Source organism: Flavobacterium sp. FlaQc-57 (assembly GCF_044007395.1).
Taxonomy (GTDB): Bacteria; Bacteroidota; Bacteroidia; order Flavobacteriales; family Flavobacteriaceae; genus Flavobacterium.
On record NZ_JBIPDA010000002.1, the window covers coordinates 430,884 to 443,175 of the forward strand.

General features: G+C 33.1%; 11 protein-coding genes. 5 read left to right on the forward strand and 6 right to left on the reverse strand.

Going from position 1 to position 12,292, the window contains the following annotated elements; translation table 11 throughout:
• Positions 1-38: 38 nt before the first annotated feature.
• On the reverse strand, positions 39-2,099 hold the full coding sequence (locus tag ACHRVZ_RS07860) for a M13 family metallopeptidase (RefSeq protein ID WP_395421729.1): 2,061 nt from the start codon (positions 2,097-2,099) through the stop codon (positions 39-41).
• Positions 2,100-2,290: 191 nt separating this feature from the next.
• Positions 2,291-4,351, reverse strand: a complete 2,061-nt coding sequence (locus ACHRVZ_RS07865; RefSeq protein WP_395421730.1) for a M13 family metallopeptidase — start codon at positions 4,349-4,351, stop codon at positions 2,291-2,293.
• A 356-nt stretch (positions 4,352-4,707) separates the two neighbouring features.
• On the opposite strand from ACHRVZ_RS07865, the gene ACHRVZ_RS07870 reads away from it, so the two are divergent.
• Complete coding sequence (locus tag ACHRVZ_RS07870; protein WP_395421731.1) at positions 4,708-5,373, forward strand: SCO family protein; 666 nt, start codon at positions 4,708-4,710, stop codon at positions 5,371-5,373.
• 112 nt (positions 5,374-5,485) lie between these two features.
• Here ACHRVZ_RS07870 and ACHRVZ_RS07875 read toward each other — a convergent pair whose 3' ends face one another.
• Positions 5,486-6,088: a hypothetical protein gene (locus tag ACHRVZ_RS07875; protein ID WP_395421732.1), complete on the reverse strand. Its 603-nt coding sequence runs from the start codon at positions 6,086-6,088 to the stop codon at positions 5,486-5,488.
• A 173-nt stretch (positions 6,089-6,261) separates the two neighbouring features.
• On the opposite strand from ACHRVZ_RS07875, the gene ACHRVZ_RS07880 reads away from it, so the two are divergent.
• The 3 genes from ACHRVZ_RS07880 to ACHRVZ_RS07890 are packed head-to-tail and all read left to right on the forward strand — an operon-like array spanning position 6,262 to position 8,729.
• Positions 6,262-6,501 (forward strand): FeoA family protein, encoded by a 240-nt coding sequence (locus ACHRVZ_RS07880; RefSeq protein ID WP_017495803.1) that lies wholly within the window; start codon positions 6,262-6,264, stop codon positions 6,499-6,501.
• Positions 6,501-8,600: a ferrous iron transport protein B gene (gene feoB, locus ACHRVZ_RS07885; RefSeq protein ID WP_395421733.1), complete on the forward strand. Its 2,100-nt coding sequence runs from the start codon at positions 6,501-6,503 to the stop codon at positions 8,598-8,600. The genes ACHRVZ_RS07880 and feoB overlap by 1 nt, the downstream gene beginning before the upstream one ends.
• Before the next feature lie 6 nt (positions 8,601-8,606).
• On the forward strand, positions 8,607-8,729 hold the full coding sequence (locus ACHRVZ_RS07890; RefSeq protein WP_395421734.1) for a FeoB-associated Cys-rich membrane protein: 123 nt from the start codon (positions 8,607-8,609) through the stop codon (positions 8,727-8,729).
• 168 nt (positions 8,730-8,897) lie between these two features.
• Here ACHRVZ_RS07890 and ACHRVZ_RS07895 read toward each other — a convergent pair whose 3' ends face one another.
• From ACHRVZ_RS07895 to ACHRVZ_RS07905, 3 genes are all read right to left on the reverse strand, one after another.
• Entirely contained in the window at positions 8,898-9,551 is a 654-nt protein-coding gene (locus ACHRVZ_RS07895) for an HD domain-containing protein (protein ID WP_395421735.1), read from the reverse strand.
• A 136-nt stretch (positions 9,552-9,687) separates the two neighbouring features.
• Entirely contained in the window at positions 9,688-10,680 is a 993-nt protein-coding gene (locus ACHRVZ_RS07900) for an acyl-ACP desaturase (RefSeq protein WP_395421736.1), read from the reverse strand.
• Between the two features lie 52 nt (positions 10,681-10,732).
• Entirely contained in the window at positions 10,733-11,473 is a 741-nt protein-coding gene (locus ACHRVZ_RS07905) for a lysophospholipid acyltransferase family protein (protein ID WP_395421737.1), read from the reverse strand.
• Between the two features lie 379 nt (positions 11,474-11,852).
• Between ACHRVZ_RS07905 and rnpA the strand changes: the two genes are divergently transcribed.
• Positions 11,853-12,257 carry a ribonuclease P protein component gene (gene rnpA, locus ACHRVZ_RS07910; RefSeq protein WP_395421739.1) on the forward strand — a complete coding sequence of 135 codons (405 nt, stop codon included), beginning with the start codon at positions 11,853-11,855 and terminating at the stop codon, positions 12,255-12,257.
• Positions 12,258-12,292: the final 35 nt, after the last annotated feature.

A 12,292-nucleotide genomic window follows, 5' to 3' on the forward strand; every position in this document is an offset into this window, starting at 1 on the left:
AACGGCGCTAAATTAGCGCCGTTTTTTATGGTTTGATATTACCAGATTTTAACTCTCTTTTCTGGTTCTATATACATTTTATCTCCTTTTTTAATTCCAAAAGCTTCGTAAAAAGCATCTACGTTCTGAATTGGAACTACTGCTCTGTACATTCCAGGTGAATGCGGATCAGTTTTTACTTGACTCTTAATTGCTTCGTCTCTCGATTTTGTTCTCCAAACTGTAGCCCAAGAAATAAAGAAACGTTGCTCTGGTGTAAATCCGTCAATTAAACCTGGATTTCCATTTGCTTTTAGATACAATTTCAATCCATCATAGGCAGCGTTAATTCCACCTAAATCTCCGATGTTTTCACCTAAAGTAAATTTACCATCAACGTGAATTCCCGGTAAAGGCTCCAAAGCACTATATTGATCAGCAAGTTTAGCTCCAAGTGCTGTAAATTGTTTTAAATCTTCAGCAGTCCACCAATCAACAAGATTTCCATCTGCGTTGTAGCGTGCACCTGAATCATCAAATCCATGAGAAATTTCGTGTCCGATTACCGCTCCAATTCCACCATAATTTACAGCTTCGTCAGCCTGATAATTATAAAAAGGCGGTTGTAGGATTGCTGCAGGGAAAACAATCTCATTATAAGACGGATTATAATATGCATTTACAGTTTGCGGTGACATTCCCCATTCTGTTTTATCAACCGGTTTACCCAATTTAGCTAAATCTTCTTGAAAATCCCATTTTGCATAATTCTTTAAATTTTCAAAATAAGTTCCTCCTTCAGCAACGTCTTTAATTTGCAAAGCTGAATAATCTTTCCATTTATCAGGATATCCAATTTTGATTGTGATTTTCTTCAATTTCTCAATTGCTTTCACTTTTGTTGGAGCAGACATCCAAGGCAAAGCATTGATTCTGTTTTCATAAGCCAGAATCACATTCTGAATCATGTTTTTAGCTTTATCTTTTGCTTCAGCAGGAAATAATTTCTCAACATATAATTTCCCTAAAGCTTCACCTGTAGCATTGTTAATTACTTGCAAAGCCATTTCTTCACGAGGACGTTGCTTTAAAGCACCCGTTAATGTTTTACCGTAGAAGTCAAAATTAGCAGCTTCGATTTCAGTTGTCAATGAAGATGTTGATCCATTCAACACACACCATTTCAAATATTCTTTCCACGCTCCTACTTTCTTTTCAGTAAAAGTTTTCTCTAAAGCAGCCATATAACGTGGTTGCGTTACGTTTACTGTATCAATTTTTGACATTCCAATTCCAGCGAAATATTTATCCCATTGAATTGAAGGCGTTGTTTTTTTCAAATCAGCAATAGCCGTTGGATTGTATTGTTTTCTACGATCTCTACGTTCAACACGATCTAATCTTGGAGCAGACATTTCGATCTCTAAAGCCACAATCTGAGCAGCGCTTTCTTTTGCTTTTGCAGGAGATTCTCCAATAAACTGCATCATTCTTGCTACGTGAACTTGGTATTTCTCACGCTTTTCTTTGGAATCTTTGTCATCTGCATTATAATAATCTTTGTCAGACAATCCTAAACGTCCCGGCCCTAAATTAACAGCATAAGCATTACTGTTTTTAGCATCGGCACCAATGTAAACGCCAAAGAAACCAATACCTCCCTGAGACTCCATTTCTGTCAGGAAATTTTGCAAATCAGCAACATTTTTAATTGCATCAATTTTTTTCAAAGAAGGTTGAAGTGGTGCAATCCCTTTTTTATTTCTTCCAACAGTATCTAAAATAGTATTGAATAAAGCTACTGCTTTACCTTGATCTGTATTCGATTTATATTTTGGATTCTTTGATGCTTCTTTTAAGATCGCAAGTGAATTATTATCTGTCTTCTGACGTAATTCATTAAAACTTCCCCATGAATTTCTATCACTTGGAATTTCTGTTTTATTTAACCAAGTCCCGTTTACATACTGGAAAAAATCCTGAGCCGGACTAACTTTTGTATCCATGAAAGAAAGATTGATACCTGGTTCTTTGCTTTTTGTGTCTTGAGCTTGAGCTGCAGTGATTGTGAACATTGCAGAAACAACACAAAACACAGGTTTTCTTAGCTGTTTAATCATTTTTGTTTATGGTTTTAGTATATATACAAACATATTGCTATTATTTTTAATTTTATGTTAAATTTTCTCAATAATTAACCAAGGTTTAAAATCTATATATAACTGGTGTTTTTACAAAAAACTAGGAAAGCAATATTGGCTTATAAATCAAAAACGGCGCTAAAATTAGCGCCGTTTTATATTATTTGATATTACCAGATTTTAACTCTTTTTTCTGGTTCTATATACATTTTGTCCCCTTTTTTAATTCCAAAGGCTTCATAAAAAGCATCTACGTTTTGAACTGGAACAACTGCTCTGTACATTCCAGGAGAATGCGGATCAGTTTTTACCTGATTTTTAATTGCTTCGTCTCTCGATTTTGTTCTCCAAACTGTAGCCCAAGAAATAAAGAAACGTTGCTCAGGTGTAAATCCGTCAATTAAACCAGGATTTCCATTCTTTTTCAAATACAATTGTAAACCGTCGTAAGCAGCATTAATTCCGCCTAAATCACCAATGTTTTCACCTAAAGTAAAATTTCCGTCTACATGAATTCCAGGCAAAGGCTCTAAAGCACTATATTGATCTGCTAAAGCTTTACCAAGTGCAGTAAATTGTTTTAAATCTTCTGGAGTCCACCAGTCTACTAAATTTCCTTCAGCATTATAACGTGCACCTGAATCATCAAATCCATGAGAAATTTCATGTCCAATTACTGCTCCAATTCCACCGTAATTTACAGCTTCATCAGCTTGGTAATTGTAAAAAGGCGGTTGTAAGATCGCTGCCGGAAAAACAATCTCGTTATAAGACGGATTGTAATATGCGTTTACTGTTTGTGGCGACATTCCCCACTCTGTTTTATCAACAGGCTTACCTAATTTTTCAATTCCTTTTTTGAAATTCCATTTGGCAATATTTCGGGAATTTTCTACATAACTTCCTCCATCAGCAACACTTTTAATTTCAAGCGCTGAATAATCTTTCCATTTATCAGGATAACCAACTTTAATTGTGATTTTATTTAATTTTTCAATCGCTTTTACTTTAGTAGCCGCAGACATCCAGCTTAAATTATTAATACGGTTTTGGTACGCCAAAATAACATTATGAATCATATCGACTGCTTTGGTTTTTGCTTCAGCAGGAAATACTTTTTCAACATATAATTTACCAAGCGCTTCACCAACGGTATTATTTACAACTTGCAATGCTTTTTCTTCACGTGGCAATTGTTTTACGGCACCTCTTAATGTTTTACTGTAAAAATCAAAACTTGCTGCCTCGATATCTGTTGACAATTGAGTAGAAACTGTATTTAACATGTCCCATTTCAAGTATTCTTTCCACTGTCCTACTTTATTTTCAGTAAAAACAGTTTGCAAAGCTTTCATGTATTTAGGTTCCATAACCACAACCGTGTCTAACTTTGCCAACCCAAGAGTTGTAAAATAAGCATCCCACTTGATCGCAGGTGTTAATTTTTGAAGTTCAGCAACTGTCATTGGATTGTATTGTAAACGACTGTCTCTGCTTTCAACTCTATTTAATCTTGGTTTTGACAATTCTGTTTCTAAAGCTAAAATTCCAGCTGCACTTTGCTTTGCTTTCTCTGGAGATTCACCAATAAACTGCATCATCTTTGCTACATGAAGCTCATATTTTGCACGTTTTTCTTTAGAATCTTTATCTTCAGATGTGTAATAATCCTTATCAGGTAATCCTAATCTGCTTACGCCAAGGCTCACTGAGTTTTTAGAACTGTTTTTTTCATCAGCTCCAATATAAATTCCAAAAAAGACAACATTACCTTCTTGTCCAATTTCAGCTAAATACTTTTGAAGATCAGAAACGTTTTTAATCGCATCAATCTTTTTTAAGTAAGGTTGCAAAGGTTTTATTCCTGCTTTATTTCTCCCTACTGTATCTAAAATAGTAGAGAATAAATTAACCGCTTTACCTTGATCGGTGTCTGATTTGTATTTTGGATTTTTAGATGCTTCTTTTAGGATAGACATTGCATCTTTGTCTGTTTTTTTGATTAACTCATTAAAACTTCCCCAAGTTGTACGATCACTAGGAATTTCGGTTTTACTTAACCAAGTTCCGTTTACGTATTGAAAAAAGTCCTGACCTGGACTTACTTTTGTATTCATGTACGAAACATTAATACCTGGTTCTTTTGGTGTTGCGTTTTGGGCTTTAACTGCAGTTAATGAAAACATTACAGAAAAGACACAAAACAAGGGTTTAGTAAGCTTTTTATTCATTTTCGAGTGTGTTTTTGTGTATCTACAAACGTATTGTTAATATTTGGAAGTCTATGTTAAAATTATAGGAATAATTTAACGGCTTTATATTGATGCAAATAATTCACTACATGGCTCAAGATACACGCATCAATTAATCGCTGGGTTTGCACAATTTATTCTTTCTTTTTGCCACGAATTACACAAATTTTCTCGAATTGCATTTTCCTCGATTCACGATAACAATAAAACAACTGTTCTAATTCAAGAAAATTTGTGAAATTCGTGCCGGTAAAAATCAAATACACTTTGTTAAAAAGCATTATAATTGTGACTTTTAAAACGCTCTTTTCGTATTTTTGCGCCAAATTGTTTTTATGAAATCGCTTTTATACAAATACCGAAAATTCTTTATTGTTTTAATTATATTTTCGGCTGTCACTATATCTTTATTTTATTCGGCTTTAAAGCCACAAAAAACGTTACCAATCTACAATCCGGCCGATGTAAATCCTGAATTAGTAGATAGCACGGTTCAATACAAAAGTAAGTATCACACCATTGCCGATTTTTCGTTTGTCAATCAAAACGGCGATACAATTACTCAAAAAAATTACGAAGGAAAAATTTATGTTGCTGATTTCTTCTTCACTACTTGTGGATCTATTTGTCCAAAAATGACAACAAACCTGGAAGAAGTTCAAAAAGCAGTTTTAAACAATCCAAAAGTGATGTTGCTTTCTCACACTGTTTTTCCTGAAGTTGACAGTATTCCTGTTCTTAAAGAATATGCCGTAAAACATCATGTTGTGGATAGTAAATGGAATTTAGTAACAGGCGATAAAAAGGAAATTTACACTATGGCCAGAAAATCGTATCTGGCGGTAAAGCTTGGACGTCCGGATCAATTGTATGACATGGTTCATACTGAAAATTTTGTTTTAGTAGATCAAAAACGTCGTGTTCGTGGTTTTTATGACGGAACGAATAAAGAAGAAATCAAACGCCTTTTAGAAGACATCGATTTCTTGTCTCAGGAGTAAAAATAAATATTTAGCAATTGATAAAATAAAAAAAGACGCTAAGAATTTAAAGTAAAATTCTTAGCGTCTTTTTTTATTATGTTCTTTATCTAAAAAAAAAATTAAAACTTAATCAGCGATAAATACCGTCCCCCACCTTTTCGAGGACAGTCCATTTACCCTTAATTTTTGTTAAAATTAATATAGACGTTGTATCAATATCTTTATAATCAGTTGTTGTTGATTTTATAGTAAATACGGCATACTTGTTATGTTTGTAATATATTGTATCTGAGAATGAAAAAACTTTGTAGTTTTCTTGAAAGTCGAATTTTTCATATTTACCTGGATTTGGAAATTTTTCCTGTTTTATAAAAATAATATTTGGGAACTTAAAGTCTTTTAAAGTCCAATAATCTCCTTTTATCCAATGGTCTTTTATATATTTATTTTCATACTTACTTCTCATTTTTTCCCAGTTCTTCTCGTCATACAAAGGCTTATCAACACCTTCATTTCTTTCATATTTATTTGTATAACGCGAAAAGTAAATATTTCCTTTAAAGATATCAATCGTTACATTATTATTGATTTTTTCTTGAATGATCATAATTTTGTCTGAATCTTTCAAATTCAAACTTGAAATATAATCATTAATAGGTGCTTGTTGATCCTTATTTATTGAACAATTAAATAGGAATTGGGAAACAATAAAAATGTAGAATACTTTTTTCATTTTTAGTAGGCGAGATTTTTCACTAAATGTAATGCAATTCTTTAAAAAATAAGATAACGGTAAAATTAATAAATCGAATTTTTAGAAACATTTAGCATTTAGAAAACTGTTAAATGCCTTGAAATAAAGAATAATTGTCTATTTTTGCAATCTAAATTCAATCTAAATAAGCTTTGCAAAATACAATTCATACCCTAAAAAAAGGCGAAAAAGCCATTATCAAAGATTTTGATATCGATTTGATTCCTTTAAAGTTATTAGAGATGGGCTGTTTGCCAGGCAACTTAGTCGAATTACTTCAAATTGCTCCTTTTGGAGACCCATTATATTTAGACATTAATGGTTCACACGTAGCCATTCGTGTTGAAACTGCTCGTGAAATTGAAGTTGAACTTATCAAAACAAATTTGTAATGAGCATTCAAAATATCAATGTTGCCCTTATCGGAAATCCAAATACCGGAAAAACCTCAGTTTTCAATCAGCTTACCGGCTTAAATCAACAAGTTGGAAATTATCCCGGAATTACGGTTGAGAAAAAAATCGGATTCTGTAAATTACCTCACAACATCAAGGCTAACATTTTGGATTTACCCGGAACTTATAGTCTGAATGCAAGTTCTATGGACGAAAGTGTGGTAATTGAGCTTTTGTTAAACAAAAATGACAAATTATATCCTGATGTTGCGGTTGTTGTTACAGATGTCGAAAATCTGAAACGAAACTTACTGATTTACACTCAAATAAAAGACCTTGAAATCCCGACAATTTTAGTGATCAACATGTCGGATCGTATGGAAAGTAAAGGAATCACTCTTGATATTCCTTATCTTGAAGAAAAACTAAAAACTAAAATTGCTTTAGTAAGTTCTCGAAAAGGCCTGGGAATTGAGCAATTAAAAGAGCTTATTGTTTCTTATAAAACGATTCCGCACGAACCTTGTTTGAATGCTTCGGTGATTGATGAAGAGTATTTTAAGAAATTACAACATGCTTTTCCGAATCAATTACTGTATAAATTATGGTTGGTGATTACGCAAGATGTGAATTTTTCGAATTTAGATCGAAATGAAATCAGAAGTACTTTTACTAAATCGCATTCAGAATTAAAGCGTTTGCAACAAAAAGAAACCATCAAAAGATATCAATTTATAAATGATGTTTTAAGAGAAGGTTTAAAAGTTGATGAATCAGTAGCTACAGATTTCAGAGCCAAGCTAGATCGCGTTTTAACTCATAAAGTTTGGGGATATGTAATTTTTCTATTCATTTTGTTTTTGATTTTCCAATCGATTTTCAGCTGGTCAACTGTTCCGATGGATTTTATTGACAGCACTTTTGCTTCGTTAAGCAGCTGGGTTGCACAGGAATTACCAAGCGGAATTCTAACGGATTTACTTTCGCAGGGAATTGTGCCCGGAATTGGCGGTGTAATTATATTTATTCCGCAAATTGCATTTTTATTTTTGTTTATATCTATTTTGGAAGAAAGCGGTTATATGAGCCGCGTGGTCTTTTTGATGGATAAAATCATGCGCAAGTTTGGTCTTTCGGGAAAAAGTGTTGTGCCATTAATTTCAGGAACTGCTTGTGCAATTCCGGCGATTATGGCGACACGAAATATCGAAAACTGGAAAGAACGTTTGATTACGATACTGGTAACTCCTTTTACAACTTGTTCTGCAAGATTGCCTGTTTATACGATTATCATTTCATTAGTAATACCAAACGAGCGAATTTTTGGCGTACTAAATATGCAGGGATTAGCTTTGATGTTATTGTATTTACTAGGTTTTGTAACGGCAATTCTTTCTGCTTATATCTTAAACAAAATATTGAAATTCAACTCTAAAACTTATTTTGTGGTTGAAATGCCAAGTTATAAAATGCCATTGCTTAAGAATGTTGGAATCAACGTGGTTGAAAAAACAAAAGCCTTTGTGGTTGGAGCAGGTAAAATCATTTTAGCGATATCTGTTATTTTGTGGTTTTTAGCTTCTTTTGGACCTGGAGAGAATTTTAATGAAGCTGAAGCAATTGTAAAAGAACGATTTGTCGACAAACCGCTTACTGAAATCGAATTTGAAAACGAAGTGGCTTCTCAAAAATTAGAGAACTCGTATATAGGAATCATGGGTCACGTAATTGAACCTGCGATTGCACCTTTGGGTTACGACTGGAAAATTGGGATTGCAATTATAAGTTCGTTTGCTGCACGTGAAGTTTTTGTGGGAACTCTTGCAACTATTTACAGCGTTGGCAGCAGCGACAATGAAGCTACTATTAAAAGTAAAATGCAGGAAGAAATAAACCCGCAAACAGGTCAGAAGATCTTCAATTTTGCTTCTGGAATTTCTTTATTGCTGTTTTATGCCTTTGCAATGCAATGCGCCAGTACATTGGCCATTACAAAAAAAGAAACCAATTCATGGAAATGGCCTGCTATGCAGCTCGTTTTAATGAGTGGTCTTGCCTATTTTGTTGCGCTGTTTGCGTATCAACTTCTAAAATAAATTATCATGATACAGGAAATTATTGCTTTTGGAATATTACTTATCGCTGTTGGTTTTTTGATTAAAAAGTTCTTTTGGAAATCTAAAAAGAAAAAAGATTGCGGTGACGGAAATTGTGGATGTTCTTAGAAAAGAAGGTTCAAAGTTGCAGAGGCTCATAGGGACAAAGGTTTAAAAGGCTTCGACTCCGCTCAGCTTGACATCCTAATTTACACCAACTAAAATAATTATAAACACATAAAAAAATGGCCTCAAAATTTGAAGCCATTTTTTTTACTGAAAACTGAGACTGAAAACTTACTTAGCTCCTTCCCACTCTGCGTAAAACTGAGCTAAAAAAACTTCCATAAATCGATGTCTTTCGGCAGCGATTTGTTTTCCGGTTTCGGTATTCATTTTATCTTTTAAGAGTAAAAGTTTTTCGTAAAAATGATTTATCGTTGGTGCATTATTCTTTTTGTATTCTTCTTTGCTCATATTCGTTATTGGCGCAATTTCGGGGTCATGTAAGGTTCTATTTTTGAAACCTCCATAATTGAACGCTCTTGCTACTCCAATCGCTCCTATTGCGTCCAAACGATCCGCATCCTGAACGATATCCAATTCTATAGACGAGAAGCTCTTTTTGAAGTTTCCGCCTTTATATGAGATGTTTTCGATGATATTTACCACATGTTGGATTATGTCTTCTGAAACGTTTTCTGTTTCTAAAAACAAACGTGCTGTTTTTGGTCCAATCGTTTCGTCTCCGTTATGAAATTTACTATCAGCAATATCATGAAGAAGAGCACCTAATTGTACAACTGTTAGATCGCAATCAGTTCCTCTTGCAATTAAAAGCGCGTTTTTATAAACACGTTCAATATGAAACCAATCGTGTCCGCCTTCGGCATCGTTAAGTTTTTCTTTTACAAAAGCAATTGTTTTGTTTATTAAATCAGAATTATTCATAGTGGTATTTTAAAAAAAATGTTGATTGTCAAAGCTTTAAATCCTCAACAATCAACAAATATATTTACGATTTTAATTAAAAACATGAAATAGAGCTTATAAAACAATATAAACTCTAAAATCAGGAATCTAAAATTTAAAGTCTAGCCGGTTCAACCCATTTGAAGATGTGCGATTCTTGCGGAATAACCATTCTTTCAGAAATTCTTGCCATACGAGCTGGCAATTTCATTAAATAATCACGTGCTTTTTCAGCTTCATCTGTTAAATTAGAAATCTTATCAATTTCCCATTTGTCGATTAATTTTTGCATGATATCAACATAATCGTTTGCAGTATAAACTCCAATACGTTGTGCTGAATCTGAAAATTGTTCAAAAGCTGTACTTATTTTTTGACCTGATTCTCTCAAGAAATGAGCTGGCATAACGATTTTTTGTTTCATCATGTATTGAAACGCCAACATCATTTCGCTAGGATCTACTGCAAAAATACGTGTAACAAACTCGCTATATGCATGGTGATGACGCATTTCGTCACCTGCAATCATTTTACACATTTTAGACAACTTATTATCACCAAATTTCTTAGCCATCTGAGCTACTCTATTGTGTGATACATATGTTGCTAATTCCTGGAAACTAGTATATACAAAGTTTTTGTATGGGTCAGATCCAGTTCCAATATCAAAACCGTCGTTGATTAAATGCTGTGTGGTCATTTCGATTTCACGCATGTTTACACGACCAGACAAATACAAGTATTTATTTAAAAGATCTCCATGACGGTTTTCTTCTCCAGTCCACTGCCTGATCCATTTTGACCAGCCGTTACCACCATTTTCGATCTGATTTATACCTTCAACATCCATTAACCAAGATTCGTAAGTTGGTAAAGCTTCTTCGGTAATTGTATCACCAACAAGCGTTACCCAGAAATCATATGGTAATTCCTTAGCAATTTCACGTAGTTCTCTAACCTCCTCAAAGAAATTATCTCCTTCAGAATTAGGCAGAAAATCTGACGGCTGCCAAATTTTTTCTACTGGGATTAAATACTGTTCAACGAAGCTATCCACGTTTTTTTCCAAAAACTGCATTACTTCTAATCTAATGTTTTTTATAGACATTACTTATTTAAGATTGGGATTTAAGTTTTAGTTCTTCACTAAAAACAAAAATCTATTTATACTCGTTTACTCCTTCTACAACTGCTTTCTCTGTCATCGCCATTAAATCTGCAAAATTATAGTCTTTTACTGCCATAGCTTTATGAACGGTAAAGGTAAGGCGATTTCCTAAACCAACCGGGAAAAAACCAAATCTTACCATTTTCCATGAATTATTGATACTCACTGGTACAACATATGCTGATGGTGCATATTTGCATAAAATTTTTAAACCATTTTGAGCAAATTCTTTTGGTTTTCCTGTTTTACTTCTTGTTCCTTCAGGAAAAATAACAGCAGATCTTGTATTTTTTTCAATATATTCAGACAAACCTTTAATTGTTGGAATAGCCTGTTTTGGGTCTTTACGGTCAATTAACACTGAACCTCCGTGGCGCAAATTGTACGACACACTCGGGATTCCGCTACCTAACTCTTTCTTACTTACAAATTTACAATGAAAACGTCTAAAGTACCAAATCATTGCAATGATATCGTACATACTTTGGTGATTAGAAACAAAAATAATTGGAACTCCTGTTGGAATTGTCTCTCTGTTTTCGATTTTATATGTCGTTCCTACCAAGTTTGTACATTTTAGAAGGAAAAAATTCAAATAATCAACGCTTTTTTTATGAGCCTGATAGCCAAAAACATTTAGGCAAATCCACTGTATTGGATGAAATACTAGCAAACACAAACTAAAAACTAGATAGTATATTACTGATATTGGATAGGAAATTATTTTTTGCATGCTTAAAAAATTAATGCCCAAAAGTAATAAATAAATTTTTAGCGCTATAAAAATTATATAACTACAAACAAATATGATAGTTACCGAAATAATTTTATTATAAATCGTACAAATCTGCATCAATTATAATGGATTCGTAAATTGAATTTTACAAATATAAGTCTGATATAAAAGTTATCGCTTATAGAAAATCATATTTAATTTATAGAAAACACATGAATCCCGATAAATTATCTAATATGATTGGAAATCGAAATTTTAAAAGATTGAAAATTGCCCCGATTGATCGGGATACAAAAAGTAATTGCTTAAATATTAGTTTGCATTTGCAATACAATTGTACCTTTGTCCTAAAATTTGCAATTTTTTTCTGAATTAAATGAACTTTACTTATCCCAAAAATGAACGCTTAAAGAGCAAAACGACAATAGGTTTACTGTTTTCTGAAGGGAAATCAGTTTCTAAATATCCGTTGCGTTTGGTTTATCGTCAAGCGGAAGAAAATTCAGAGGAAAAAATCAAAATTGGCGTTTCAGTTTCAAAAAAAAACTTCAAAAGGGCTGTTGATCGTAATTATTTCAAACGTGTTTTGCGAGAAACGTATCGATTGAACAAACATTTGCTTTTAGACAACATAAATGAGCCTTACTCTATTATGTTTTTTTATCAGACTAAAGACAAATTATCTTACGAAGAAATCAATATCAAAACGATTCAGCTGTTTGAGAAATTCCTTGCGCAAGTAAACAAAGACAATGATTCTGAAAATAAAACAGAAGCATAAATCTCCAAAAACAAGTTTATCTGTCAAATTATACG